General features: G+C 42.7%; 21 protein-coding genes. 9 read left to right on the top strand and 12 right to left on the bottom strand.

The window, feature by feature from the left end; translation table 11 throughout:
• Positions 1–748 precede the first annotated feature (748 nt).
• Together BJP34_RS25710 and BJP34_RS25705 are read right to left on the bottom strand one after the other, a co-directional pair.
• Positions 749–1,204: a hypothetical protein gene (locus BJP34_RS25710; RefSeq protein ID WP_070394794.1), complete on the bottom strand. Its 456-nt coding sequence runs from the start codon at positions 1,202–1,204 to the stop codon at positions 749–751.
• Positions 1,205–1,415: 211 nt separating this feature from the next.
• On the bottom strand, positions 1,416–2,093 hold the full coding sequence (locus tag BJP34_RS25705; protein WP_070394793.1) for a hypothetical protein: 678 nt from the start codon (positions 2,091–2,093) through the stop codon (positions 1,416–1,418).
• Between the two features lie 577 nt (positions 2,094–2,670).
• Here BJP34_RS25705 and BJP34_RS25700 point away from each other — a divergent pair.
• The 3 genes from BJP34_RS25700 (at position 2,671) to BJP34_RS25690 (ending at position 6,591) form a co-directional block, all read left to right on the top strand.
• Entirely contained in the window at positions 2,671–3,954 is a 1,284-nt protein-coding gene (locus BJP34_RS25700) for an RNA-guided endonuclease InsQ/TnpB family protein (protein ID WP_229424024.1), read from the top strand.
• 94 nt (positions 3,955–4,048) lie between these two features.
• The gene (locus tag BJP34_RS25695) at positions 4,049–5,251 is read left to right on the top strand and encodes an AI-2E family transporter (RefSeq protein ID WP_070394791.1); all 1,203 of its coding nucleotides are present in this window, start codon (positions 4,049–4,051) and stop codon (positions 5,249–5,251) included.
• Positions 5,252–5,391: 140 nt separating this feature from the next.
• On the top strand, positions 5,392–6,591 hold the full coding sequence (locus BJP34_RS25690) for a homocysteine biosynthesis protein (protein WP_070394790.1): 1,200 nt from the start codon (positions 5,392–5,394) through the stop codon (positions 6,589–6,591).
• A gap of 90 nt (positions 6,592–6,681) precedes the next feature.
• On the opposite strand, the gene BJP34_RS25685 is transcribed toward BJP34_RS25690, so the two are convergent.
• The 8 genes from BJP34_RS25685 to BJP34_RS25655 form a co-directional block, all read right to left on the bottom strand.
• Positions 6,682–7,437 carry a cysteine dioxygenase family protein gene (locus BJP34_RS25685; protein WP_070394789.1) on the bottom strand — a complete coding sequence of 252 codons (756 nt, stop codon included), beginning with the start codon at positions 7,435–7,437 and terminating at the stop codon, positions 6,682–6,684.
• Between the two features lie 543 nt (positions 7,438–7,980).
• The gene (locus BJP34_RS25680) at positions 7,981–8,547 is read right to left on the bottom strand and encodes a GNAT family N-acetyltransferase (RefSeq protein ID WP_070394788.1); all 567 of its coding nucleotides are present in this window, start codon (positions 8,545–8,547) and stop codon (positions 7,981–7,983) included.
• A 71-nt stretch (positions 8,548–8,618) separates the two neighbouring features.
• Positions 8,619–9,656, bottom strand: a complete 1,038-nt coding sequence (locus BJP34_RS25675; RefSeq protein ID WP_070394787.1) for an ATP-grasp domain-containing protein — start codon at positions 9,654–9,656, stop codon at positions 8,619–8,621.
• Between the two features lie 268 nt (positions 9,657–9,924).
• Positions 9,925–10,908: a DMT family transporter gene (locus BJP34_RS25670; protein WP_070394786.1), complete on the bottom strand. Its 984-nt coding sequence runs from the start codon at positions 10,906–10,908 to the stop codon at positions 9,925–9,927.
• Positions 10,909–11,143: 235 nt separating this feature from the next.
• The gene (locus BJP34_RS25665) at positions 11,144–11,917 is read right to left on the bottom strand and encodes a hypothetical protein (RefSeq protein WP_070394785.1); all 774 of its coding nucleotides are present in this window, start codon (positions 11,915–11,917) and stop codon (positions 11,144–11,146) included.
• Positions 11,914–12,963 carry a Rieske 2Fe-2S domain-containing protein gene (locus tag BJP34_RS25660; RefSeq protein ID WP_070394784.1) on the bottom strand — a complete coding sequence of 350 codons (1,050 nt, stop codon included), beginning with the start codon at positions 12,961–12,963 and terminating at the stop codon, positions 11,914–11,916. The genes BJP34_RS25665 and BJP34_RS25660 overlap by 4 nt, the downstream gene beginning before the upstream one ends.
• Before the next feature lie 44 nt (positions 12,964–13,007).
• The gene (locus BJP34_RS44530; RefSeq protein ID WP_158517477.1) at positions 13,008–13,184 is read right to left on the bottom strand and encodes a hypothetical protein; all 177 of its coding nucleotides are present in this window, start codon (positions 13,182–13,184) and stop codon (positions 13,008–13,010) included.
• 52 nt (positions 13,185–13,236) lie between these two features.
• Entirely contained in the window at positions 13,237–13,755 is a 519-nt protein-coding gene (locus BJP34_RS25655) for a hypothetical protein (RefSeq protein ID WP_070394783.1), read from the bottom strand.
• 39 nt (positions 13,756–13,794) lie between these two features.
• On the opposite strand from BJP34_RS25655, the gene BJP34_RS46100 reads away from it, so the two are divergent.
• Positions 13,795–14,058 carry a hypothetical protein gene (locus tag BJP34_RS46100; RefSeq protein ID WP_158517476.1) on the top strand — a complete coding sequence of 88 codons (264 nt, stop codon included), beginning with the start codon at positions 13,795–13,797 and terminating at the stop codon, positions 14,056–14,058.
• Between the two features lie 377 nt (positions 14,059–14,435).
• Here BJP34_RS46100 and BJP34_RS25645 read toward each other — a convergent pair whose 3' ends face one another.
• A complete protein-coding gene (locus tag BJP34_RS25645) occupies positions 14,436–14,882 on the bottom strand; it encodes a YraN family protein (protein ID WP_070394781.1) in 447 nt (148 codons plus the stop codon).
• 44 nt (positions 14,883–14,926) lie between these two features.
• On the opposite strand from BJP34_RS25645, the gene BJP34_RS25640 reads away from it, so the two are divergent.
• The 4 genes from BJP34_RS25640 to BJP34_RS49470 all read left to right on the top strand — a co-directional run bounded on the left by BJP34_RS25640 (position 14,927) and on the right by BJP34_RS49470 (position 17,600).
• On the top strand, positions 14,927–15,274 hold the full coding sequence (locus BJP34_RS25640) for a hypothetical protein (RefSeq protein ID WP_149031183.1): 348 nt from the start codon (positions 14,927–14,929) through the stop codon (positions 15,272–15,274).
• Positions 15,275–15,507: 233 nt separating this feature from the next.
• On the top strand, positions 15,508–15,873 hold the full coding sequence (locus tag BJP34_RS25635; protein ID WP_070394779.1) for a YtxH domain-containing protein: 366 nt from the start codon (positions 15,508–15,510) through the stop codon (positions 15,871–15,873).
• A gap of 673 nt (positions 15,874–16,546) precedes the next feature.
• A complete protein-coding gene (locus tag BJP34_RS25630) occupies positions 16,547–17,188 on the top strand; it encodes a DUF948 domain-containing protein (RefSeq protein ID WP_070394778.1) in 642 nt (213 codons plus the stop codon).
• Between the two features lie 289 nt (positions 17,189–17,477).
• Positions 17,478–17,600: a hypothetical protein gene (locus tag BJP34_RS49470; protein WP_267876379.1), complete on the top strand. Its 123-nt coding sequence runs from the start codon at positions 17,478–17,480 to the stop codon at positions 17,598–17,600.
• Between the two features lie 83 nt (positions 17,601–17,683).
• Here the strand turns inward: BJP34_RS49470 and BJP34_RS25625 are convergent, their stop codons facing one another.
• A complete protein-coding gene (locus BJP34_RS25625; RefSeq protein WP_070394777.1) occupies positions 17,684–22,825 on the bottom strand; it encodes a cadherin domain-containing protein in 5,142 nt (1,713 codons plus the stop codon).
• Positions 22,826–24,041: 1,216 nt separating this feature from the next.
• Here BJP34_RS25625 and BJP34_RS25620 point away from each other — a divergent pair.
• Positions 24,042–25,388 (top strand): ABC transporter substrate-binding protein, encoded by a 1,347-nt coding sequence (locus tag BJP34_RS25620; protein WP_083305346.1) that lies wholly within the window; start codon positions 24,042–24,044, stop codon positions 25,386–25,388.
• Positions 25,389–25,690: the final 302 nt, after the last annotated feature.

Here is a 25,690-nt window from a genome sequence, read left to right as displayed (position 1 = left end):
TTTATCTCTCTACAAGAATCAGCGGAATCACAAAGCTTGAGCACCATTCCCACCAGAGCTAGCTGAAAAAAATCTTCAAAAGGCTATAACAAATTCAGCCATGTTGCTAATCATTTTCTAGCTATGCTGCAGTAGAAAACCAGCCCAAGCGTGAGAACACCCCTGTTTGAAAGCATAAGTAGTGATCCAAGGTTATTAAACCCTGATATCTGTCTACTTTTTGATACCCGGGTGTCGCTCATATGGCTAGCATTGATTACTAAAAAAAATTGCGTTTGTAAACGCTTTTACTAGTTTTTAGCTACTGATTAGATATATCTTTTTAAGGTTAAGAGCGGTTAAGTGGATGGTTAAACATGTCTTAACTTTATAGTGTTTTTTAGTTGATATTAAGATTTACCATACCTTAACTATTTATTAGTTAAGTCTTAACCTGTGAAATTAAATTGTGAAAATAATTAACTAAAAATTAAGGATGAACACTGTTACAGCTAAGAGGATATCTGAAAAGTTTTTTTATACTGAATTTTGCCCCCCTAGCCCCCCAACTTTGGGGGGAAAAAGAGTCAATTTGTTTCTAAAAGTCCCCCGCCCCCCTAACCCCCCAATTCTGGGGGGAATTAGCGGATGCTTCGCTTTTTTACAGATGGGGACCAACGGGGGCTTGGATGTAGCAAATGAGACTTCTCAGACAACCTATAAGGTTAACCGTTGCTGATTTTTTAGTTAAACTAGTTAATTCAACTAATTAATCATCTCGAAAACCTGGGTCATCCTCCAATGAAGCTTCCAATAATACTGAAGGTAATGGTGTATTTGAAGCAGCTAGAGATGAATCGGAATCTCTGAAGCCCAATAGCATTTCAGAATTGCTCAAATAACTCGCCCATCGCTGGATTATGGGGAATTGTTTCCACTGATAGGGAGAAACTGTTGCAATCATCAAAGGGACTACTTGACCATTGCGTTCACCTAAAATCATTAGAGAAATGCTGGTAATATCAGGATTTTCGGTAAATTCCTGATTTAGTTTAGTTTGAGCCAAATTTTCTGTCTGCTGAATTAGGCCTTCAAATGATTTACTGCTATCATAATTAAGGATGACGTGGTATTCCTTATTTTCAGCTGAGGCCGTTGGAATCTGTGTTACTAAAGTACTTAATACCAATATAGTACTCCAGAGAAGGCGGCGATAAAGACCCATCAGCTTAGCTATCCTGACGACCTGGTGACTAACTAGTTAATAGTAATAGATAATAATAGATAAATATTAAGGTGACAGTAATTTTTGGTTAAGGATGGATTATCAAGAAGGATGTTCCCCTGATAGCTTTACCGTCGGGTAGGATGAATGATTAATTATCAAGTCAAGGATGAAGGGTGAAGGGTGAAGGGTTCATCCTTCATCCTTCAGATTAGCGATTATCAATGTTCAGGACTAAATCAGACTTCAAGGTTATATCTAAATCTGTGTCAGGGTCGATGACAACTACTTCTACGTCTTCTTGACCTCCTGCAAGGAGAAGTTCTGTAACCAAACCGAGTCCAGCACCAGCTAAAACTTCCCAAAACTCAAGCTTACCAAAGATTTCAGAGAGTACAGCCCCAGCAGCTGCACCAATCGCAGCACCTTTGAGCAAATCGGGATCAGTGTTTTTGGTAATGGTTTCAGTTTTGGTGACAACCTCGGAGGTGGCATCAAGGGATAAGGATTGATCACTATCCCTGAGAATCAACTCTTCGGCGACAAACTGAGAACCTCCTTGAACTGGACGCACTTCCCCTTCAATCTCACTACCTGCTGGAATTAGGAGGGTTCCTGAAAAGGAGACTACATCTCTAGCTACGATCACCGTTATCGGTAGAGTTTCATTACGAGTGACAATGACTCTCTTGGCGTCGTCGGATTCAACTGGTATCAAAGTCCCAGCAGGAATGATGACTTGGGTAAATTGAGCCAACTGTGGCTCGATGTAGAATCTAGACTGGGCAGTAGCTTGAGTAGCCATCAACATTGGTAACGCCACAGTTGAAGTGATCCCCAATGCTGTGAGTAGAGCGATTCTGGACTGCCAACGATGGGAAATAAACATTAAATATATCTTCCTTGAGGATGAGTACAAGCGATTAATTAGACTAAAAAGAGCATAGTTATGTTTCCCAAGGTGATCATGAACTATGTAATCATGAAACCAAGTGTACGCTAATTGATAAAAATTCTGGGCAAGATACCCCACCTATACCCACCCGACCTTGAAAGCTGCTTGTCACCCCATCACCCCATCACCCCCATCTTCTGATCCCGGAGCGTTCGCTAGCCAACGCCCTTCGGGCTAATCGCATCATGTCTGTTTTAAAACCTAATTTAAAACCTAAAATCTGTAGGATTGAGGTAATATAAGCTTTTTGAGCCCCATCCTTCAACTCCAAGGGGACTCCGATTATACCCAAAGGGTTAGCGGGATTTGTTCGCGTTCGCCTTTGGCGTGGCCTACGGCCAAGGGTCGCCTTTGGCGATAGTTACCGTAAGACAGTTGAGCTTTATTTCATATAACTTAAACTTATAACTCACAGACTGTCGCGCCTATCGCTCAACGTAATCAGGTTTCGTCTCTGGGGAATTGGAGACCGAGTTTGTTGCGCATCCTACATATTTTCGCTAGAATATCTATGAATATAGCGGAAAGGTCGATGCTAACTCAAGTTAATAACCTTCGTTTAGACAAAAAACAGATCTTAGCTCTCAGACAAATGTGTCATTTGAGCAAGAACATGTTCAACGTAGGTTTATACAATGTCCGTCAGTATTTCTTTCAGGAACGCAAACATCTGCGGTATGAAAGTAATTATTACCACTCTAAAGATAATGAGAACTACAAATTACTGCCAACGGATATTGCTCAACAAACCCTAAAAATTGTCGATAGATCCTTTAAATCTTTCTTTGGTTTACTGAAGCTAAAAGCCAAGGTCGGTTACCAAGAAAAAGTAAGACTTCCGAATTACTTACCAAAGGATGGACATTTTCTTCTGGTTATCCCAGTGAGAAAACGTGACTGGGGTAAGCTCCCCGGAAAAAACTGGTTGTTTACTGTTCCTATGTCTCGTAAATTTAAAAAGGAGTACGGAGCAGTTCAGTTTACTGTACCAGAGAGACTAAGATCTAAAACTGTCAAAGAGATACGCATACTGCCTAAGTATAAAGCCAAATATTTTGACGTTTGTTATTGCTATGAGGATGAACCTGAGACAAAAATAGAAAAAAACAGTGAAATCTTGGGCATTGACTTAGGTCTTGATAATTTTGCTACATGTGTTAGTACCACTCAAAAGTCATTTATTGTTAACGGAAAAAAGATTAAGTCTGACAATCAATTTTACAATAAACGCAATGCCAAACTTCAATCTATTAAAGACTTACAAGGCATCAAAACTTTGACCAATCGACAAGCCAGATTGTTAAGGAAGCGAAATCACAAAATCAGAGATTTCACTAACAAAGCAGCCAGGTATGTTGTAAATTGGTGTAGGGAAAACAAGATCAGTAAGATTGTTATCGGATACAACCCTGACCTAAAACAAAGGGTCAATATGGGCAAGCGAAACAATCAAAAATTCACCCAGATTCCGATTTATACGTTTAAGGACAAGCTGGAAAGCCTCTGTCAACGGTATGGGATTGAACTAGCTGAACAAGAAGAATCCTACACTAGTAAAGCGTCTAGTCTGGATAAAGATGAATTACCCGTCTGGAATGCTGATAACCCAAAAAAGTACACCTTCAGCGGAAAAAGAGTAAAGCGTGGATTATATCAAACCAGTAAAGGTTGGTTGATAAACGCTGATTGCAACGGAGCACTGAATATAATCCGCAAACACACAAGTAAGCCTAATGATTTTATCGGAGGGTTTAGAGGCTGTTTGGCTCAGCCGTTAAGAGTTTCATGCTCTTAAGAATCCCCCGCTATAATCGCAGGATGAGCGCGGTGGGAGTGTCAAAGAACTAAAATTAGGTCTGGGACTGCTAAAGCCACTGTGAGGTTTCACCATGAGTCTAGGCACATGGATTGGTCTACTTGCCTTTATCCTTTCGTTATACATCCTGTGGCAAATCCGTCAAGTACTGCTGCTGATATTTACGGCTGTGGTACTTGCCAATGCCTTAAATATCTTGGTGGAAAAATTCCGCCGGGTTGGCATGAAACGGCTTTTTGCTGTCCTGCTGTCAATTCTTCTGATGGTTGCTCTGGCGGTAGGGTTTTACTGGCTAATTGTGCCACCCTTCGCGGAGCAAGTCCTAGAGTTAACTGATCAGGTTCCTAGGGGTATAGAAAAATTAGGTCAGTGGTTGGAGTTGTTGTCAGCGGATATTCCCGCAGATCTGATTAATTTCCCCGAGATCCAATTAGATCAGCTAATTCAACAGCTACAACCGTTACTTAATCAGTTATTGGGTGGTGGATTCTCCATTGCCTTTAACTCTTTGGCTGTCGTAGCCCAAGTTTTGCTGGTATTAGTTTTGACCATAATGCTATTGGCTGACCCCAAGGCTTATCGTCAAAGCTTTATACGACTTTTCCCATCTTTCTATCGCCGTCGAGTTGATCAAATTTTGACTCTATGTGATCAATCTTTACGGGGCTGGTTAGTAGGCATTCTCGTTAACATTGCTGCCATTTCTGGCTTAAGTTTTGTGGGTTTGGTCATCCTACAAGTGAAACTGGCACTGGCACAGGCGGCTTTGGCAGGTATCTTGACATTTATCCCCAATATTGGCCCTGGATTGAGTGTAGTCCCACCGATTGCGATCGCTCTACTAGATGCACCCTGGAAAGCGATCGCTGTTTTAATTCTCTACATTGTTATTCAGCAGGTGGAAAGTAATTTGCTAACTCCCCTGGTCATGAAGCAACAGGTATCCCTGCTACCAGCAGTAACCCTTTTGGCTCAGGTATTTTTCGCGACATTCTTTGGTTTTTTAGGTTTACTGTTAGCTTTACCATTAACCGTAGTTGGTCAGGTTTGGCTAAAAGAAGTTTTAATTAAAGATATTCTCGATCAATGGAAAACTAGTCCGATATCAATCACAGATACCCAGACCCCTTCAGAAACCGTTGCGATCGCATCAGCAAATCCTGAATTAGCCAGCCCGACTACCTCACAGCATTCCCAGGATAGGACTGAATCGGACAATCACCTCAAATCCGACAAATCAGATCAAATCGATAAGGAGGAAAAGGAGGAAGAGTAAACCTTCATCAGCCTTCAGCCGTTAAAACGCAAGCTATGGATTTTAACAACTGCGTATTATAACTGAGCCTGACTGAGGTAAGCTAAGATACCACTGGCAAGTGATATTTTGGAAAACCCTTCTCCCCATTCCCAATCCCTATGCGAACCATTGCTCAAATTAATGACAAAATCGAGGGTAACTGTGCCGTAGTGTGGACAGTCGAAGAATTAAAAGCACGGGTGGCAGAAATCGGTGTGACTCAGGCGGCGAAAGAAGTAGACATCATTACTACCGGTACCTTTGAGCAGATGGAGTCTTCCGGAGCAATCATGAATTTGGGACATACTGACCCACCCGTGAAAATACGGAAATGTTGGTTAGATGGAGTTCCAGCTTACACTGGCTTCGGAGCAGTGGATTTGTTTTTGGGAGCAACCCAAGTTGTTGACTACCCAGATAACCGTGAGATTCCAGATATGGACGAACATAGGCAAAGGGGTGGTGGTCATGTCATTGAAGACCTGATTGCTGGGAAACCCGTCCACCTGCAAGCCCTCGGACAGGTGACAGATTGTTATCCCAGAGGCTCCTTTGAGACCACGATCACTAAGGATAGGATTAATCAGTTTTACTTATTCAATCCCCGCAATCTGTATCAAAACTTCATAGTAGGGGTGAATGGAGGCGATCGCCCCTTGTATACTTATCTGGGTTTGCTGCAGCCCAAACTCTCCAATGCAGTTTACTCTAACCCAGGAGCAATCTCACCCCTAATCAATGACCCGGAACTTAAGCTAGTAGGTATTGGCACGCGGATTTTTATGGGTGGAGGTATTGGCTATATTGCTTGGGAAGGGACCCAACACTTCCCACTGCAAAAACGCCTTCCCAATCAGACACCTATAGGACCAGCAGCAACTCTAGCTTTAATTGGAGATGCCAAGCAAATGAATCCCAAATGGGTACGGGGTTGTTACTTTAAAAATTATGGCCCCTCTCTGATGCTAGGTGTGGGCGTACCAATGCCAGTACTGAATGAAGAAGTAGTGCAACGTTGTGCTGTACAAGATCAAAACATTGTTGCACCAGTGGTAGATTTTGCCATTCCTAGACGGGTGCGTCCAACCTTTGGGTTAGTCAGCTACGCTCAGCTGAAGTCTGGTCGGATTACTATTGATGGTAAATTAGTGCGTGTAGCTCCTCTTGCTAGTATTTTCCTCTCCCGGCAAGTTGCTATGGAACTAAAGCAATGGATTGAGAGTGGTAAATTTACTCTAACTGAACCAGTAGCACCAATTCCAATGGACCGCTCATTTCTACCTCAAGACCTATGGGGTTCACAAATTAGTTTGGATTGATTTAGTCATTGGTCATTTTAAAATTGAAAACTGAAAATTGAAAAGTAATACTTAGCAATTACCAATTATCAATTAGCAATTATCTTTAGCTTACTTAAGCTGTGACATTTGCTCGTCTAAAATAGCTAATTTTGAGCGGAGTAGAGGATTGTCCTGTACTGCAAGGATTCGACAAATGCGATCGCGCATTTTTTCGTGGTGTCTGAGCGTGGTCTCAGCGTCTGCTTGTAAGCCGTAGTGCCGCTGTTTAATTTGTGTCTCTGGCAAGCAGAAGAACACCCCTCCATCAGTTCGTTGAATGCTGCCTTCAAGCAGGTCAAAGATTCGTGCGTTGCTAGTGATGGAGCCCTTGGGGTTTTCGCACCCGTATACATGAAGGCTAAAAAAGCAGGATTCTCCAGGGTTGCCCATCTGGTGAATCATATCGTCAGCTACCGCTTTTACCTCTCCTGAGCTAAAGTCCAGCCGCTTCAGGGTTTGCAGCACTCCATCTGTTAAGGTATACACGTAGTGTTCCGCCTCGCCAAAGCACTGTACTGCTCCCCATTGGGCTACGCCGTGGTCATGAATGGTGCTGTAGTCTCCTGGAGCCCAAGACATCACCATAATTTCAAAGGAATCGCACTCGTAAAGTAGCTTTCGACCGTAGCTGTCGGTCATGGGATGATCAAAGTCAGCCCATCCTATCAAGTCTTCCGGTGAGATGCGTGCATCCAAAATGCACTGACGAGCAATTTTCGGTACCAATACCGACTGACTTTGGATATTACTAATTAAGCGCTGGATACTCTTGGGAAGACTTTGGTCAGATACAGAAGTCTTCATGCCCGTAATAATCTGAATCATTTTGCCATCCTCTAATTTTTTAAAAAAACTTGGTTTTCTGACAATGGAGACTTAAAAATTGAAAATTTACAAAATGGGATTAACCATCCTAGAATGGATTAACCGCAATAAGGGATTAACCGCAATTGATACTATTACTAGGTAAGTAAATGGTGTTAGGGTAATGGTGTTAGAGTTTACTATTCAAAGCCTAATCCCTAATACTTAATCCCTCGTTCATAGATTTACCTAACTAAAAATTCCTCACTGGTTGACTTTACTGTATAGACCTTAAAGCTCTAGGCTGAGATAACGCTGATAAATTCCTCACTATCCTCTGAAAAAGATTGAGAACTATCTCAGCTTATTTTTATTCAGGACACATGATCATGATTCCTCATATCATCAAAGATTTCTTCAAGCTATAGCAAGCCCGATTGAAACGTCAAAGAAATCCCTGCACCTCTTCAACCTCCTTCCCATTTTCCCATCTTCCGATCCGTTACATCCGCTCGAACTATCGGTTGCAAGCTCCTCCCATATTCAAAACTGAAACACAGAGTGTTATAATTCAGGACGGTAAGGTAGGATATGGGACAAAACAAGCTGCATAATAACCATGTCGTGCCAGCCTCCCTTGAAAAACCCAATTTCTTTTTGAACACCTACAACCTCAAATCCAAATCGCTTGTGAAAATCAATACTCCCTTGATTGCAGGCCAAAATTTTAGCAACGACATGGTGATAGCAAAACTCCTCAACTTTCTTGAGCAATGCTATTTGTAAAATACTGCCGTAACCCTTACCAGTTTCCCCTAAAGAAAAATAAATCGAAATCTCGCAGCAAACACGGTAGCCTAAGCGAGGGCTATAGCGCTTGATTACACCCCACCCAATAACACAGCTTTCTCGTTCTGCAACCAGTATGGTTTCGCGATCGCCAAACTTATTCGCGAGTACTTTCATGTCCTCAGCGGTATAAAATTGGCAATCCATCGTACTGTTCCCTGCAGCGATAGACTCGTTATAGATAGATGCAATTGCTTGAAAATCAGTATCTTGATATTGCCTTACCAGAATGTTGGGATGCTCTGATAAATCTGCACAGAAATTCTCTTGTTTAGTTGACATTTTTCTGCACTTATTTTTTTTGCCCTAATTATTTTGTCGCTCTCAATTATAATTTATAGAAATAAAAACTTCTAATCCTCAACCAAACACAACGATAGGTTTTTTCTCGGCTTTCGACAAAACTCAATCATCCAGGTGAACAATCGCTCCATTATCAATTGGTTGGTTAACAGTTCTAATCTAGCAAAGCCACCAATATTTCCTCCATTGATTTCGCTAATGCACCAGTTACCCTCATCATTCATCAAAAAGTCATATCCCAAGGTATGTATCCCCCGACAGCGATAGTGTTCAAAGGTGGCGTCAATTGCTTCTTTTTCTTCAGAGCTGATATCTGATAAGAAACATTCTCCATCTACGCTGACATTATGCACCCAATGACCACTTTTGGAGCGGCGGATATAGGCACCGTAAATTTCACCATCTACCACAACAATCCGCTTGTCTCCCGCATCAACTCGCTGCAAGTATTGCACAAATTGTAGTGGTTTGCCTGTGGAACCTTTCAGATAATTCATCACCTCAGAAAAGTGAGTAAACTCCCTGGTACCTGCAAAGGGATTATCCACTAGGAAATGACCCTTGTCATACCAAATTTTAAAAACTCCTCGACCACCACAACTATTATATCGCTTAGCCACAATAACTTGGTGCTTTTCAAAAAAAGTCAATGCTTCCATCCAGCTATCGGTTACTACCATGTGTGGTGTAAATTTACTAGCTACCTTGAGCAGAAAATCTTGCTGAATTTGCTCATGAATTCCCGTAGGACTGTTGACAAATTTTACAAAAGGTTCCCACAATCGTAGTCTATCTAGATATCCTTCAGGAAAAGGTTTTAAAGTGCGACAAAATACCAAGTCAAACTCCTCTAGCGATCGCCAATCCCGGACTTGTGAATCTAATTCGAGAAAGCTAGTGTAAGGTAGTATTCCCTTCACCGGAGCTACCTGAATCGATTCAGTATTCGCTCCTTCGGTGAAGACGCCCTCCGTAGGGATGTGGAAGAATTCGAATCGTTCGTCTACGGCTAGCCGTTGGTAAAAGATGGGTATGTCCAGTAACGGACTAGAGTATCGATAAGGATTGCAAATGGAAAGTAATTTCATCTTACATTACTTCTGACATTACTTATTAATTTACTTAAGTTAGAAGCTGATTAAACTCTACCTTGCTAACTCTTTTATACTCCTTTTATAGCAATTTTTAGACTGATGAGGTGCCAAAATTTTTGTCCCTACGGTGCGCTTGACCCGTAATTAAATTCGCCACGGGTCGCACCGCTCCCTACTCCCTACTCCCTACTCCCTACTCCCTACTCCCTACTCCCTAACCACTCCTATTAACTATCTCTACTAATTGAGAACTGCTATCTACTTACATAGAAGATGCAGAACTTTCTCCTCTAGCTGCAATTTCCTGTGTTGGTTGGGGCTGTTGTTTACTAAAGTTAGTTATCGACACTCCAATCATGATCACAATAAATGCTATTACTTGCATCAGTGAAGGGCGTTCTCCATTGAGAACTAGCGCATAAACTATCCCAAATACGGGAGATAATACAGTCCACTTACCTACCGTCTTGGAGTCTAGCTTTTCCAGGGCAGCGTACCAGAGAAATTGGGTAATCACGATGATAATTAGCGCATAGATACTCATCACCATCCAAAGCTGACCTGAAAAGACATCTCCAAAATGAGACGGACCAAATAAATAACTAGCGATCGCGAAAAATATTACAGCTGATATAAAGTTACGGCTGAAGACAATTACCGACAAACTATTGTGTTTAGAAAGGGTCAACTTGCCGATAATCGACGTGACTGCATACAAAAAGGTTGATCCCAGGATTAAAAGGTCTCCCTGATTGATTTGATAATTACTGCTTGTGAAAACAATAGCAACAATACCGACGCCAATCAGAGAAAAGCCAATCCATTCCCATTTCAGAATACGCTTGCCAAAGAAAATTGCTCCTGCCAGAGCATAGAGTACCGGTCCAAATCGCCCCAATAAGACGGCATTAGTGACAGTAGTTTCTTGTAGCCCCAAGAAAATCAGTGCAGACAGTAATGCTGCTAAACAACCATTAATAAACAGTCCCAGAAGCAGCTTTACATTCAACTTTCGGAGTTCATTTAGAATAGGAATCGCTCCAAAAAAAGCCACCACTGCCAAAGACGCACAGAGATTGCCAACAAACAGAACGTTACAAAACGATATTGGTGTTTCCTTCCCACCACTGAGCATACTAGCGTTGGCAATTAGGAAAGCAATCACCGAGGGTCGCAATGCTGCCAGGGCCCGGGAGACAACTAGCAGCAATTTGGGATTAAGGTTATTGATACTATTGGCAATCATTTCCGTTCTTCAGGAAGAGTGGTGTATCCTTTCCTAGTAAAGCATTAGTCCAGTAATCATAGGAATGGGTAAATCAATGACTAGGTAACACCTAAAAGGGGGAGATAGGAATACCTAAATCTATCCTTTTCTGTTAATACATATATCAGATCATTTGTCAAATCCTATACAAGCGTGGGGAATCGGAGGAGTGTGGGTAATTCCGTTACCCATCCGTTGCCCATCATCCCCAGCTTTACTGAGTTACTAGCTCATAACTTTCCGGGTCAGCTTTGAGAACATACATATCCCCATATTGAACTACTTCCCCAGTGATGCGGATAGGGTCAGCTACCTTATCCAAAATCCGGGAGTTAATCGCCTGGTTTTGCCGATCTACTAGGAGCAGATAAAGATTATCCCCCTGCTGATTGTGTACTAAGAACACCGGAGGAACACCACCACTGATGCAGCGAATAGCACAGGAGCGATGGGTTTTAGTTTGTCCTGGTTTCATCACCCCGGGATAGCATTTACTGTCTAAAATCTCTCCTAAGAGGGAGAACTCACCCAGAGATTTACCCGCATCCGGTTTCACTGCTGCCGAAGGAGGGTCAATTGCCTCTGCAGAGCGAGCTGCTATCACCGTAAGGTTGTTGCGATAAACTGGACTACCGGTTAGTTTGACCCACTTTCCCACTTGATCCAAGACGCTGGATCTGGGTGAGGTTTTTCCCGGACCCGTGAGCAAGTAGCGAGAGTAGGGGGCTTGGGAGGAGGTATCCCCTGGACGGGGTACCAGCAAGTGAGGAACAGGTTGTCCTAACAGCAACCCTTCAAACTCTTGAGCCTTATTGACCTTTCCAGAATTAAACTGGTCATGAATTAAGGGGAAGACAGCCCCTAGAATCAGAATCACCAGGGCTAGCACGGGAATCAATATCAACAGAAACCGTTTGATACCGGTCGGCACCTTACCATAAGCGATATAAAATTCATCGGTGTTTTGACCTTCGCTGTTGCTACTCACGTCTGCTCCTCCATGGCGATTACAGCAGGACTAACGCTGGTACCAGGAAGGTTCGGTATAGTTTTCACCAAAATGCGATCGCCCTCTAACTTAATATCAAACGTAGGGATTTTTTCCGTAAAGGGTGGCGGGGAAGCACCATTTTCTGGCAGATACTGATAGCCGTGCCATGGACAGGTGATGCAGCCATCCACAATTTTTCCCTCCCCTAGAGGGCCATTCTGATGCTGACAAACGTTGGAAACAGCAGAAATCTTACCATCATACTTAAAAATTGCCACCCGCTCGCCCCCGAGAGTGACTATCTTAGCTCGATTTTCCGGGATTTCTGCGATGCTGCCCGCATCTACAAATTCTTCGTTTCCTGTAACAAGATCCTGATTATCCTGCCCGAACTCCCGAATCCCTGCTGCCAAATGCACTCCCACAATCCACACTAGTCCAACACCAACAGCAAGGGTCAGAACTGGATGCTTGTTAGTTTGCAGTGCTCCTAGCAGGACATGACCTGTCAGTAGTCCGTAGGCAAGATAAACGCTCATATGTAAACCTTTCCAAACCGGAGCCGTTAGGTTAGCCAGCCAGAAATCGTGGCTAGTGGCTGCCATTAGGAACAAGATCACCAGGGGAACAAATCCCAAAACCTGGAAGGGAAAGCGAATAAAGGTAAAATAGTTAGTATTGCTCAGAAACAGACTAACCAAAGGTTCGAGATTGCCGAAGTCGTGGTACCATTGCAGGCCAAGGCGGGTGTGCTGGAGAGCCAAGAAGAACATCGTAACCCCCATATGACGCCGATTGTAGAGGAGGGGATAGAATTTTGGGCTCAGGCGAGTTAGCGGACCAATGGATAAGATGACGTGGAGCAGGATGAAAGCAGCTGAGCCAAAGGCGCGAATCCTGACTCCCCTGATGTCGATGTTGCTATCGAACCACTGGGTAACATTGATGAACAGTACAATATAAAGGGCAACTAGGCTCAGAAGGATAGCATCGTAAATAAACTTCTGGCGGTTCCACAGAACAGCTTTATAGGCAACACTCATTGTTTTACTAAAGGTTAATTGCTATTGCTCTAGCGGTTTTTAAGCTAGTAAGGTACATTTTTTTGGCTTTTAGGGAGCAGGGAGCAGGGAGCACGGAGCAGGGAGCAGGGAGCACGGAGCACGGAGCAGGGAGCAGGGAGCAGTAAAGTCGGAAGAGGAAAGAGGTAAAAAGCTTTTTGTACCTCATTATGATAAAAAATGCTATATTGCTCATTATTCATTGGTAATTATTCATTATTAACTATCAGTAAACCTTCGTTTATTTACTAAGGACTAATAACGATAAATTCTAGTCAGTTTGGCTGGCAATGGTAGAGCTGCAATCAGCTTTTGTTGACCCTGGCTGTAGATCAGCAAATGTCCCGCTTTGCCTCGCACACTGGCAGGAAGCAAAAATTGTTTAGGAGATAACCCTGCCAGATTGCCTAGCAGTATAGAGCGATCGCTAATTTCTGTGGGGGCTTCCTTAGTAGCTTCCCAATACAGCAAGGGGTCAGGAACTTGGAGCAAAGAAAGAGACTTAAGTTCCATGACCAGTTTGCCTTGGTAATTGACAAAGGTTTCAACATGAAACCGAAATGTTCCATCGTTAACTTTAGTTGAGCCAATTTCCTTTCTGGCTTGGGGTTGGGTTTGTGTCACGAACCCTGCCTGTGTAAATAATTTATTGGTAGCTACATCTACTGGTTCGTAAGTAGGACGCAGTAAAATCCCTGCTAAGAAGCACACTGGTAGGACAACTGCTAGTACCACAAAGGAATAAAAGTGAGTTTTACGGCGAGCGAGAATCATGGCATTTCCCTTTCAGGTCAGTCGTTTGGCCGATATACGGTGAGCATTGCGTTCACTCGGAAGAGTTTTGCCTCTCAACAGGCGAGTGGCAAACATCGGCCAGAAGGCAGTCACACCGGGAATGATCATAATGCGAAAGCCGATCGCCCATCCATGGACATTGGGATCAACCCGTTGCACCCCAAAGATGACGAAAGGAACCGCAAAAATCAAACCAGCGACCAGGTAGAGGCGGAACAGTTTTATGATCCACTCGACAATAGCAATGGTGAGGCTTTCCATTTTTCTACTCTTGAGGAGTGATGGATATGATTCAGTTTATCCCAAGCTATGACAATGGGTATCTGTTTCTTCTTTAAGATTAGGTAATACCGGAGAATCTGTCTGCCTGAAAAAATCGTATGTTTGTGACACTCCCACCTGGGAAGCCTCTCAAGGCTGGGTTTGTTGAGATAAAGGGCGCTCACTATATAGCGCTACGCGCCAGGCAAGAGGCAAGAGGCAAAAGGCAAAAGCTTACTAAAACAGCTTTTCAGCTTTTATCAATGTCCTAAGCTTAATGAGTAGTACTATACCAAGAAGCAAGTCCCGAAAAAATCAGGCAAAACCAAGCCACAAGGCAATGTTGATGATTAAGAAAGGATGAGCTAGCAGCCAAACCCAACACCCAAGCCGAGGAGCTAATCAAAAGCTGACTGCATGTAGTGTTGTAGCATCAGCTTATATCCTGCCACCAATACCGGTTGAGCTAGTTCAACTATCTGACTTTCGATCTCTTGATCTGCGGTTATAGAGTGTAAAGGTTGGCTCAGGCACTGGCAACGGACAAGAGCAACATCAAATCGGCACGGTAGATTAGCTAAATCTGGATGTTCTGACAGAAATAACTCAGCTGTAAGCCTGAGTTTAGCTTGCTTTTGTGGTGTAATTGCTCTTCTACCATCGGCATCCCAATTCCCTCGACTGCGAGTTTTAACCTCGACAAAAGCCAATGCCACCGGGTTTCCTTTGGCAATTAGGTCAATCTCTCCCCATCGACACCGCCAGCTATGGTTTAGGATGACCCAGCCTTGGCTTTGTAACCACCTAGCGACTAACTTTTCTCCCAGTTGCCCAACCTTAGCCATACTATCATCATTTTAAAGTCAATTGTATCACTGGCATCTTTATTATGATAGTTGTAATCGTTATCAATATTGTGCTCTCCCTGTTGTGTCTATACGCTGCTTGCCAAGTGTGGAGATTGGGACAGTGGCTTTCATCTATCGCTAATCGGTTGGAAAGGGTTGAACCTCGTATCTCTAAAAAGTTATATAGTGCTCCCAAGGCAATTGTTCTTGGGCAAGTAGGTATTCATGGTTTGAGAGAGGAGTATCAACAATTACAGCTTCAGCTACACACACTCAAGCAAATTTTTCTACTGTTGGGTATGCTTCAAAAAATTGGAGGATTTAGGTGGCGCTTTAGTTATAAACCTACTAGCAAGAATAGGTTAGTGACTCAAGAGCGATCGCACTAGTATCAGGTTGTGACTAGTATGGGGTTGTAGTATTCCCAGCATAGCCGTAACCAACCCTAGGCGGCAACTGAGGTCACCCTCACCGTACCTGTCGTGAGAAACCCTACACTCCTACCCTACTAACTACTGATCAATTATTAAGCTACTTGTAGGATAATAAACCAAAACCATTTAGTATAAAAGTTTTATCCATCCCATTTATCTAAAATTGTTGGAGGAACACAAATCAAAAGATGTCAAAAAAAAGTGCTGGAGCATTTATCGGTGGCATGCTATTGGGTAGTGCCGTAGGAACAGTGGTAGGGTTGCTAATTGCCCCCCGTACTGGTCGCGATACGCGCAAGCTATTGAAAAAATCGGCAGATGCCTTACCCGAATTAGCCGAAGATCTTTCTAGCAGTGTGCAACTACAGGCAGATCGCCTTTCCGATTCCACACTGCGTAACTGGGATGATACCCTAGCTCGACTAAAGGTAGCGATCGCAGCAGGTCTTGAAGCTTCTGTCCCTGAAAAAGTTTCTGTGGCTGAAAGCGTAGAGCCTCAAAAGTCCGAGTCGGCAGTTGCCGCAGAGTCAAACTCGTCCGCTAATCAAAATTAGCTTTAGGCATCCCGGACGGGGGGTAAGAAGGTTTAGTGCTTTTTTTTGGTGTTACTGATTGACCCAATCTCATCGGTTTTTTCTTACGTGCCCTTCTTCCGCTTCTTCCCCCTCTTCCCCTTCTCCATAAATTAGCCCCCTACAAGTGCAACATCCTGCTTTTGTGTCGGTTAGCCGAGTCGGGAAGATCGGAAATGGAAAAATTTATCCTATGCTGCAAGTATTAGCCAATAATATCACTAAACGTTGTCAAATACGTTGTCAAATGTCACGAAAACTGATAGGATAAAATTGATGAGAGCTGATTTGTAAACGGAGCTATAAACATTGCGGTCCAAGGCTTTCAGTAATTCGGCCTAGTTTGCCCCCTGTTACCTGAAATCCATATCTGTCAAGGGATTTGAGCTCTTAATATTTACTTTATAAATTAGCTCTGAAAGTTTGGGCGAGCTTAATGGTGTTTTATCAAGACTTCAAGCTGGCTAGTCTGTTAAGTTTACTTATGCTTAATTACTGAAGGCGAGGGAGAGTATTAATCTAGATTATCAATATAGTCTTTCCGATTTTCCATTCCCAGTTACTGAATCATACCACAGGTTAACCTGTATAATAAATCAACGGTCATCACCACTCTCCCCCATAGACGGGGCTTCCCAACATCCTAGGATTTTTTGTGATTGATCCTCTATTTTGGCTCGGGCTGTCTTTTCTGCTGGTAGCAGTTAGTTTAACCGCTGTTTTAGTAACGTTATTACCTGCTGTACAAGAGTTAGCGCGGGCAGCTCGTAGTGTGGAAAAATTAGCTGATACCCTAAATCGGGAATTACCACCGACCCTAGAAGCCATTCGGCTGACAGGCTTGGAAATTAGCGACTTGACAGATGATCTTAATCAAGGAGTCAAAAGTGCTGGTCACGTGGTTCAACAGGTTGACCACAGTATTAGCAATGCTAAAAACCAAGCCCAAAAAGTCAAAGAGAATACTCGTAATGTGCTTAAGGGTTTCAAAGCTGCCTGGAAAACTTGGAGGGGTACCTCACCAAAATCCAGGTCAATCGATTCCCTAGCATCATCAGATGCGACCCGTGATGGCGAGCCATCCCTTGACCGTAGGTCACGCTACGCGAACGCCATCACGGAAAGCGCACCTATTCACAGAAAAGCTCTAGAAATTCCTGAGACTGATCAACGCTCATCAGATGTTAATCAGCCAAGGCTCAGAGATAGTAACTATAACCATGAGGTCAATCACGGGACTCGTGAAACCTCTGATTGCGACATCGATGATAATTCTATCAATGATAATTCTTTTTAACGAAGGCAATACCAAGATTCAAACCTGAAGACTATACAGAATAAATAAACAATAAATGTAACGCCACCCTTTAGTTTATAAATTAAAGGGTGGCGTTATACCGTTTTTGTTAATATTTTGTTAATGGATGAAAAATATAGTTAGTTAGTAATTGAGAACTGGTAAACACCAGCAGATAAAAGTATAGCAATCCTATTAAATTAAAACATACAGAAAAATCAGTCCAACTCTCCGTAGATTTGGTGCATCTCATATAGCATGTTTGACATTTATAAAAGCTGCAAAGCTAATGCACGTCAACTTTTGCCTCTTGCCTCTTGCCAATGCCATTGCGAGTAGCGCTATTTTTGTAAAAAATAAGGAGAGTGTGGGGACAGCGGGAAGTGTCGGAAGTGTGGGAATTTTTGCCTAATTGCATGGATAGAGATGCACCCGGTAGATTCTTACCCATATTACCTAACTGCGGTCATCTTGCCAATCTTACAACTGGTCAGATTAGGAAAGAAATTCCATTCTACTGCTGACATCACTTACAGATGCATCTTTGAATACTGCCATCAAATCACCCTCAAAATACAAAGCTGTGCTACCGGGTAAGCCATTATCAGCCTCAAGCACATCATATTGATCCGCTACACCATAGAGCTGAATCATGTCTTGAGAATCGAAGTCATCAATCTTTGCATAATCATTGTGACCCCCACCCTGGTAGAAAGCGCCATGATCATCTCCTAGGATAAAAGTATCTGATCCACCTCCACCAACAAGAACATCAATTTCACCATTACCTCGGGAATCATTTCCAACTCCATTGAGGGTGTCATTACCGGAACCTCCAATCAAAGTGTCCTTGCCAGAGCCACCTTCAAGCAGGTCATGGTCTCCCCCACCATCAAGGCTGTCATCTCCCAAACCTCCGATCAAATAGTTGTTGCCAGAGCTACCTTTTAGGGTATCATTGCCATCCCCACCATCAAGATGGTCATCACCCGAAGCTGCGATCAAAGAGTCGTTACCAGCGCCACCCTCAAGGCTGTCATTTCCCTGGTCTCCTCTGAGGTAGTCATCGCCATCGCCACCTTTAAGGAAGTCATCTCCCGCATTTCCTCTGAGGTAGTCATCGTCATCACCACCTTCGATGGTGTCATAACCCGAACCTCCGCTCAGAGTGTCCTCACCTGAACTACCTTTTAGGTTATCGTTACCTACATCTCCCATGATCCAATCATTGCCAGAACCACCCTCAAGGAAGTCATTTCCCTGACCACCTTTAAGAGTGTCATCATGATCCCCACCATCGAGATTGTCATTGCCCCAAGTTCCCCTGAGGTAGTCGTTACCGGCACCTCCAACAACACTGTCATCCCCAGAACCTCCTGAAAGAGTATCATCACCCGAGCCACCAATTAGTGTGTCATTATTCCGATTACCCCAAATCTTATCATTACCGGAACCTCCAACAACACTGTCATCCCCATCACCTCCTGAAAGAGTGTCATCACCCCAGCCACCAATTAGTGTATCATTCTCGCGATTACCCCAAATCTTATCATTACCGAAACCTCCAACAACACTGTCATCCCCATCACCTCCTGAAAGAGTGTCATCACCCGAGCCACCAATTAGTGTGTCATTGCTTTCACCGCCCTGCTCGGTGATGCTGATATCTGTCGGAGCAATATTCTGGTTTTGAACGTTAATACTGAACGTTTTATCGTAGCTTTCACCCCCGGAGTCGGTGGTGCGGATTTTGATTTGATGAGTATTGTTGATATCAAAGTCTAAAAGACTACCATTTTTGACCTGGAGTTGATTGCCATCAATTTTAAAGCGACCTTGAGCATCATTTAATAACTGATAGCTATGGCTATCTCCCCAATCAACATCCTGAGTAGTTAGGGTAGCAATAGTAGTGCCATTTTTACTGAATTCCTTGACACTCTTGCTAGAGAGGTTAATATCAGTCGGAGCATTATTTTGGTTTTCGACTTCGATACTGAACGTTTTATCGTAGCTTTCACCCCCGGAGTCGGTGGTGCGGATTTTGATTTGATGAGTATTGTTGACATCAAAGTCTAAAAGACTACCATTTTTGACTTTTAGTTGATTGCCATCAATTTTAAAGCGACCTTTAGCATCATCTAATAACTGATAGCTATGGTGATCTCCGGCATCAACATCCTTAGTACTCAGGGTAGCAATGGTAGTGCCATTGTTACTGAATTCCTTGACACTGTTGCCAGAGAGGTTAATATCAGTCGGAGCATTATTTTGGTTTTCGACTTCGATACTGAACGTTTTATCGTAGCTTTCACCCCCGGAGTCGGTGGTGCGGATTTTGATTTGATGAGTATTGTTGACATCAAAGTCTAAAAGACTACCATTTTTGACTTTTAGTTGATTGCCATCAATTTTAAAGCGACCTTTAGCATCATCTAATAACTTATAGCTATGGTGATCTCCGGCATCAACATCCTTAGTACTCAGGGTAGCAATGGTAGTGCCATGGTTACTGAATTCCTTGACACTGTTGCCAGAAATGGTAATATCCGTTGGAGCATTATTCTGGTTAAGGACGTCAATGGTGAACGTTTTATCGTGGCTTTTACCCCCGGAATCCGTGGTGCGGATTTTGATATCATGACTAGAGTTTTCATCAAAGTCTAAGAGGTGGCCATTTTTGACCTTTAGTTGATTGCCATCAATTTTAAAGCGACCTTTAGCATCATGTAATAACTTATATTTATGGTTATCTCCCGAATCAACATCCTTAGTACTCAGGGTAGCAATGGTAGTGCCATTATTACTGAATTCCTTGACACTGTTGCTAGAGAGGTTAATATCAGTCGGAGCATTATTCTGGTTTTGGACTTGAATACTGAAAGTTTTATCGTAGCTTTTACCCCCGGAATCCGTGGTGCGGATTTTGATATCATGACTAGAGTTGTTATCAAAGTCTAAAAGACTACCATTTTTGACCTGGAGTTTATTGCCAACAATTTCAAAGCGACCTTTAGCATCATCTAATAACTCATAAGTATGGTTATCTTCCCGATCCACATCATTAGTACTGAGGGTACCAATAGTGGTACCCTTTTCACTTAATTCATTGACACTGTTCCGATCAAGGCTGATATCCGTGGGAGCAATATTCTGGTTTTGGACTTGAATACTGAAAGTTTTATCATAGCTTTCACCGCTCTGATCGGTAGTGCGGATTTTGATATCATGACTAGAGTTGTTATCAAAGTCTATAAGGCTGCCATCTTTGACTTTTAGTTGATTGCCATCAATTTTAAAGCGACCTTTAGCATCATCTAATAACTTATAGGTATGGGTATCTCCGGAATCAACATCCTTAGTAGTCAGCTTAGCAATGGTAGTGCCATTGTTACTGAATTCCTTGACACTGTTGCCAGAAATGGTAATATCCGTCGGAGCAAGATTCTGGTTAAGGACGTCAATGGTGAACGTTTTATCGTAGCTTTCACCCCCGGAGTCGGTGGTGCGGATTTTGATATCATGACTAGAGTTGTCATCAAAGTCTATAAGGCTGCCATTTTTGACTTTTAGTTGATTGCCATCAATTTTAAAGCGACCTTTAGCATCATCTAATAACTTATAGGTATGGGTATCTCCGGCATCAACATCATTAGTACTCAGCTTAGCAATGGTAGTGCCATTGTTACTAAATTCCTTGACACTGTTGCCAGAAATGGTAATATCCGTCGGAGCAATATTCTGGTTAAGGACGTCAATGGTGAACGTTTTATCGTAGCTTTCACCCCCGGAGTCGGTGGTGCGGATTTTGATATCATGACTAGAGTTGTCATCAAAGTCTAAGAGGTTGCCATTCTTGACTTTTAGTTGATTGCCATCAATTTTAAAGCGACCTTTAGCATCATGTAATAACTTATATTTATGGGTATCTCCGGCATCAACATCATTAGTACTCAGCCTAGCAATGGTAGTGCCATTGTTACTGAATTCCTTGACACTGTTGCTAGAAATGGTAATATCCGTCGGAGCAATATTCTGGTTAAGGACGTCAATGGTGAACGTTTTATCGTAGCTTTCACCCCCGGAATCCGTGGTGCGGATTTTGATATCATGACTAGAGTTGTCATCAAAGTCTAAGAGGTTGCCATTCTTGACTTTTAGTTGATTGCCATCAATTTTAAAGCGACCCTTAGCATCATGTAATAATTTATATGTATGGCTATCTCCGGCATCAACATCATTAGTAGTCAGGGTAGCAATAGTGGTACCATTGTTACTGAATTCTTTGACACTGTTGCTAGAAATGCTGATATCCGTCGGAGCAGTGTTGGTAGGTTTAGGCTCCTTTTGAATATCCTGAACCTTGCTAATATTTATTGTGTCCCGAACAATAATCTTTTCCCATACAGGTGGTGGACTCTCCTCCTCGAAGATAATGTTAAGGCGATTGCTTTCAGAGACTTTATAGTAGTCTTTGACGGTAATCGAACTATAGTAGTCTTTGACGGTAATCGAATTATCCGAGGGTAGACCAAGAATCAGGTCATCACCGCTTTTGTTGTGCTTCACACTATCGAAAGCATAATTGGAAAGATCTAAAGTATCTAGATAGTTCCAACCTTCAATAATATCATCACCCGTGGAAATTCCAAATTCATAACCGCTAAAGATATTGGCCGCACTATTGGCAATGATGTAATCGTCACTGTTAGAGTTGATCAGATTGTGAATAACTGTATCGAATGCGATCGCAGTTCCAAATTTAGACGTAACGTATTTTCTTCCGCTTTCATCGGTCCTAGCTTGATAAGAGATACCATTGTAAGCCTTTTGGGTGGTTATAATACCCCCCTGATTCATATCAAAGTGGTAACCTGTATCCAAAAAAGTCAGGTTTGAAAAGTCTAAGGTATTTACACCACCGCTATCCCAGAGGGTTTGCTTAATTTCTTTGGTTGCACCATAATCCTCATGAACATCTGTGTAGCCATAAACGCTCTCAAAGGAGTAAGTAGTATCCCCGTGGTTATACTCCCTAGCTCCATAGATAGACTGTAATGCTTTAATGTCGTAAGTCATTGGGGTAATCGCTGGTTTCCCAGCAAAGTTATACGACATTACTGTGTTGGTAGTATTGTCCTCGTTAAAGGGCAAAAATGGACCGTGATCATGCTCCTCGTATTTATTAGGATGTTTGAACCCCAGAGCATGTAATGTCTCGTGAATCAGGGTCATGTAGCCATGATTCCCTGGGTCGTCAGCAAATCCGTTATTACCTGTGGTGTCGTAGGCTTCGTTTATATGCACATCCCCGGCCACATCCCACGAATTGCTGAAATTGGAGTTAAATCCCCAAGGCAAATAGGCATAGGCATAGCTCGGACCATCAGATACCATGTAGCGCAATAGACCATAGTCTGTTTTTGTATCTGCTACCTCACGGAAATCAACATCAAGGTATCTTTCCAGAGTTTCGAAGATGCTTCTGATATTGTCTTTGGTTCCTTCTGAGATCTCTGAAACCCCCGTTTGAGATCCGTAATAAGAACCGCTTTTATAGAAGCTGTAGGTGATAGTATTAGTGTTCCACTGGTGATCATCCAGAAGTGAATCAGTTGAGAAAAATGTGTCAGACATTGCTTTTAGTTAATTCTTACTGCTTGACAAAGCCTAGTTACGGGAATGATTTGGCCGTCAGGGAAGTTCCTGATTCTTGTTGGTTCATGTTTAATGGCTGATCGCCAGTTGCCATGAATCGTAGCTATAACCCCATGCGATAACTAGTCAAAGGCACTTAATTTCCTAGGGGATTTAGGTGACAAACCATAAATTTTCCCTAGTTAAAATCCCTAATATTAAATTAATCATGAAATATATCCGTTTACGTTCAAGGTTGATCTGTGTATATTTTTGTTTTTTTTGTGTTTATTTTTTACGGTCTATATGCTAAAAAAACAAAAACGTAAATCCGGACAATAATCAGTAATATCAATAAATTTTAGATAAATAAATTAAGTTATTTTTTTTAAGTATTAACGATGAAGGTTTATTTAAGAGTTTGATTAGCAATTCAAACACATTAACATCAGATAGCGTTTTTATTTGAGTTGTGAACAGACTACCTTAGGGAAGATGCAAAATACAAAAGGCAAAACGCAATAGGGGAAACAGCTCCAGAGTTTTATTGTCCACTAAAAAAATACATCCTAGGTTTACATTTCATTTATAAACCCTATAAATCAAGCCTAGTAATAGGGATAAAATTTAAAAATTTTCCAGTTTACGTCGAACTCCAATCCTAGTTAGGTGAAGTTAGTATAAAGTTCTAACAAATAGATAGAGGCTAAAATCAGTAATTTCTCTAGGTCACTGTTTATTGGTAAGCATATGCGCTACGGGCACGCTGGGCGAACAGCATATGCGCTACGGGCACGCTGGGCGAACAGCATTCAGCATTCAGCTTAAGCTTTTTTTTGTAGGTGATGTCGCCATGATGCCCTTTTGTGGGGTTGGTTCTGTTGCCAGCATTATGAATGGCTGATAGTTGGCAACCATAGGATGGGCTTAGTTGCTTAGGGTGCTTAGGGTGGCTTTTGGGCGGGCTTGCCCTCATTTTCAACACCGAGCGCCAGTGTTGAAAATGAGGGCAAGCCCCGTAACGCACCACCTAGTAGGCTGAAGGCTTGCGTTGATTAAGCCTGCCTTTCAAACATAGAGTCTTTCATCTGTGTATTCTGAGTTATCAAGCTTCCCCTGCCTAAGTTGTTGCTCAAGTCATTGAGTGGGGTTATCTTGGAACGGAATTATACTCACAGTATGACTGTCATTATTTGCTAAGGCTCATAATTGAAAGATGTTCAGACCCAAATTCTGGATTACGATAGGTTTTATCGAGCAGATAGGACAATTTTTTGCTAAATTTAGGACTAAACCTGCTCCTAGCACGGTATTTACCCCTGTATTTCTAGGTTTATCGTTAGTTTTAGTCGCCTGTGCCCCCAAAGGTGGAGAAACTAAAAGCAATACGGTTACTATCCTGGGAGTAATGACAGGGGAAGGGGAGCAAATAATCCAACAAATACTAGAACCCTTCACCAAAGAAACGGGTATCAAGGTGGTGTATGAAGCCAGTAGTGATTTCGCCACCCTCCTACCTGTGTTGGTGGCATCTGGAAATGCTCCCGATCTTGCCATGTTCCCTCAACCGGGTTTGATGGCTGACTTTGCTAGGGAAGGTCAACTGGTACCTCTAGATACCTTCATGGACAAATCTCAGTTATCTGCTGCTTATTCTCAAAACTGGCTAGATTTGGCAACTGTCGATAGTAAAGTATACGGGGTGTGGATTAGGGCAGCGGTCAAAAGCTTAGTTTGGTACAATCGAGCTGCGTTTAAGGCAGCTGGTTACAAAATCCCTACCACCTGGAATGAAATGATGGCACTGTCCGATCAGATTGTGGCAGATGGCGGTGTCCCTTGGTGCATCGGAATAGAAAGCGGTGCGGCTACAGGATGGGTTGGTACCGACTGGATTGAGGATATTATGTTGCGCACGGTTGGTGGGGAAGTGTATGACCAGTGGGTTGATCACAACATTCCCTTTAATCACCCAGCGGTTAAGAATGCTTTTGAGCAGTTTGGCAACATTGCCCTTAATCGTAAGTATGTGTTTGGTGGTACTGTTGGTATTATTAGCACTCCCTTTGGTGACGCAACTGCACCGTTATTTGATAACCCCCCAGGTTGCTATCTGCATCGCCAAGCTACCTTTATTACTAGCTTCTTACCTAAAGATGTAGCGCTAGATAAGAATGTGAGTATCTTTCCGTTACCGGGTATTAAACAGGAATTGGGAGTGCCAGTGTTAGTGTCTGGTATTGTGACTGCTATGTTTAAGGATACTCCAGAAGCACGGAAGTTGATGGAGTATTTATCAACTGCCCAAGCCCATACTATCTGGGCAAGTCAGGGAGATTATGTCTCACCCCATAAACAGGTTAGTTTGGATGCTTACCCCAATGACATTGTTAAACGTCAAGCGGAAATCTTAGCCAATGCCGATATGGTGCGCTTCGATGGTTCGGATATGATGCCAGGAGCGGTGGGTACCGGGACATTTTGGAGTGGCATTGTTGATTATATTGGTGGGACAGATGTGGATACAGTTCTGAAAACTATTGAGGAGAGTTGGCCAGATTAACTATTCAGATTAACTATTAGGAATTAGGGATTAGTGATTGTCAAAAAACTATTTAAAATGGCCTATTAATGTTACTTTATGAGAATTGCCTGGGAAATCTTTAACGGGAGCATGTCACTTATGCAGCAACATTAGTACTAAGGTAATAGGTAATAGGTAATGGGTAATAGGTCTGACGGGGTGACAACAAGGCATTAAACTAGACAGGGTATGGGGTTTAGGGTGTGGGGGGTGGGGAAAATAGAAGCGATGCAGCTTCGGAACTGCGGGTTTCCCCCGGAGACGAAACCTTAGATAGGGTC

The organism is Moorena producens PAL-8-15-08-1 (assembly GCF_001767235.1).
GTDB lineage: Bacteria > Cyanobacteriota > Cyanobacteriia > Cyanobacteriales > Coleofasciculaceae > Moorena > Moorena producens_A.
This window is presented reverse-complemented; position numbering and strand designations above follow the sequence as displayed.

Bases quoted from the DNA above. Each gene is read 5' to 3' on its own strand.
- BJP34_RS25680 (WP_070394788.1), bottom strand. From the start codon at position 8,547: ATGTCAACTAAACAAGAGAATTTCTGTGCAGATTTATCAGAGCATCCC.
- BJP34_RS49470 (WP_267876379.1), top strand. From the start codon at position 17,478: ATGCACGTCAACTTTTGCCTCTTGCCTCTTGCCAATGCCATTGCGAGT.
- BJP34_RS44530 (WP_158517477.1), bottom strand. From the start codon at position 13,184: ATGAATAATGAGCAATATAGCATTTTTTATCATAATGAGGTACAAAAA.
- BJP34_RS25700 (WP_229424024.1), top strand. From the start codon at position 2,671: ATGAATATAGCGGAAAGGTCGATGCTAACTCAAGTTAATAACCTTCGT.
- BJP34_RS25640 (WP_149031183.1), top strand. From the start codon at position 14,927: ATGATAGTTGTAATCGTTATCAATATTGTGCTCTCCCTGTTGTGTCTA.
- BJP34_RS25625 (WP_070394777.1), bottom strand. From the start codon at position 22,825: ATGTCTGACACATTTTTCTCAACTGATTCACTTCTGGATGATCACCAG.
- BJP34_RS25710 (WP_070394794.1), bottom strand. From the start codon at position 1,204: ATGGGTCTTTATCGCCGCCTTCTCTGGAGTACTATATTGGTATTAAGT.
- BJP34_RS25655 (WP_070394783.1), bottom strand. From the start codon at position 13,755: ATGATTCTCGCTCGCCGTAAAACTCACTTTTATTCCTTTGTGGTACTA.
- BJP34_RS25670 (WP_070394786.1), bottom strand. From the start codon at position 10,908: ATGATTGCCAATAGTATCAATAACCTTAATCCCAAATTGCTGCTAGTT.
- BJP34_RS25705 (WP_070394793.1), bottom strand. From the start codon at position 2,093: ATGTTTATTTCCCATCGTTGGCAGTCCAGAATCGCTCTACTCACAGCA.
- BJP34_RS25660 (WP_070394784.1), bottom strand. From the start codon at position 12,963: ATGAGTGTTGCCTATAAAGCTGTTCTGTGGAACCGCCAGAAGTTTATT.
- BJP34_RS25620 (WP_083305346.1), top strand. From the start codon at position 24,042: ATGTTCAGACCCAAATTCTGGATTACGATAGGTTTTATCGAGCAGATA.
- BJP34_RS25645 (WP_070394781.1), bottom strand. From the start codon at position 14,882: ATGGCTAAGGTTGGGCAACTGGGAGAAAAGTTAGTCGCTAGGTGGTTA.
- BJP34_RS25685 (WP_070394789.1), bottom strand. From the start codon at position 7,437: ATGATTCAGATTATTACGGGCATGAAGACTTCTGTATCTGACCAAAGT.
- BJP34_RS25675 (WP_070394787.1), bottom strand. From the start codon at position 9,656: ATGAAATTACTTTCCATTTGCAATCCTTATCGATACTCTAGTCCGTTA.
- BJP34_RS25635 (WP_070394779.1), top strand. From the start codon at position 15,508: ATGTCAAAAAAAAGTGCTGGAGCATTTATCGGTGGCATGCTATTGGGT.
- BJP34_RS25695 (WP_070394791.1), top strand. From the start codon at position 4,049: ATGAGTCTAGGCACATGGATTGGTCTACTTGCCTTTATCCTTTCGTTA.
- BJP34_RS25690 (WP_070394790.1), top strand. From the start codon at position 5,392: ATGCGAACCATTGCTCAAATTAATGACAAAATCGAGGGTAACTGTGCC.